The sequence below is a fragment of the Spirillospora sp. NPDC046719 genome (genome assembly GCF_040645715.1).
In the GTDB taxonomy this organism is placed as follows: domain Bacteria; phylum Actinomycetota; class Actinomycetes; order Streptosporangiales; family Streptosporangiaceae; genus Spirillospora.
In genome coordinates, this window is the sequence record NZ_JBEYYT010000431.1 from 6,604 (window position 1) to 7,778 (window position 1,175).

Below are 1,175 nucleotides of genomic sequence, written 5' to 3' on the forward strand. Positions count from 1 at the left end.
CCGTCGTCCCAGAAGTAGGACGCGGTGGTGCTGCCCGACAGCACGGCGCGGGTCTTGGGCGCGGCCTTGGCCTTGCTCTTGCCGGTGGTGTGGCCGGTGGTGTTGCTGTGGTGCCCGGTCACCTGCTGGGAGGTGGCCTTGTGCGCCATCGGCTTGTCCGCCGGGGCGCCGTGGGCGCTCTCGACCGCCACGCCCGCGACCAGCATGCCCGCCAGGGCGGTACCGGTCAGGGCGGTCAGGGCGGTGTCGATGGCTCGCTGCTGCATGTTCATCCTTCGCTCGGTGGTGCGGGCGCCCGCCTCACGCCCGTTGGGGCATGCGAGGTGCGGCGCACGGCACGCGGACGTGATCGCGCGGGGGATGGAAAAAGGGAAGGGGGGAGCACCGCTAGGCGGGTGCGGAAAGGGCGGGGGGAGGGCCCGGGGGCCTTGTGTGGCCCCCGTGGGTCACCGGTATTCGGGGTAGCCGTAGCCGGCGACGGTGGAGGTGTCGCGGACCTTCTGCTTGACGGCGTCGCCGGTGTTGCCCTCGATGGTGTTGATGGTGCCGTCGTGGTTGTCCTTGACGACGATGCCGACGTGGTCGATGCCCTTGATCCCGCCGCCGTTCCAGGCGAAGAAGACCACGGCGCCGGGCTTGGGGGTCTGGCCGAAGTGGCCGGTCTTCTTGAACCACTGGGCGTGGCTGACGGTGTAGGCGTCGGCGCCCATGCCCTTGGTGCCGGTGTTCTGGCCCAGCCAGGACACGAACATGTCGCACCAGGACTGGCCCTTGTAGACCGAGGCGCTCTTGGCGCCGATGCGGTGGGCGTTCTGCTCGCCCAGCGGCGAGTCGATGTACCAGTTGTTGAACTTGCTGTTGCCCGAGGCGTCCTCGTGCGTGCCGACCTGCGTGCGCGCCAGGTTGATGACGTCCTGCGCGGTCGCACCCGCCTTCGCACCGGTCTTAGCACCGGTCTTGGCGGTCTGCCCGCCGGTGTTGGCGCCCTTGGCGTCGGCCTTCACATCGGACTTGACGTCGGTGACGGCGGCGACGTGCGCGGTGGCCGCGGGCTTGGTGGTGGCGGGGTGGGTGTCGGCGTGGGCGGAGGGGACCAGGGAGGCGAAGCCGAACGCGCCGGCCAGGGACAGCACGGCGCCGGCGGCGACGCGGGTGCCGATGCGCTTGGGATCGAA

The 1,175-nt window shown here is 70.6% G+C and carries 1 protein-coding gene and 1 pseudogene; both read right to left on the bottom strand.

The features are described from left to right. Positions 1 to 266 (bottom strand): annotated as a pseudogene (locus tag ABZ914_RS41995) (hypothetical protein); the annotation flags it as partial. 180 nt (positions 267 to 446) lie between these two features. Next, positions 447 to 1,175, bottom strand: a 729-nt coding sequence (locus tag ABZ914_RS42000) for a CHAP domain-containing protein (RefSeq protein ID WP_500200276.1), incomplete at its 5' end; no start/stop codon positions are given.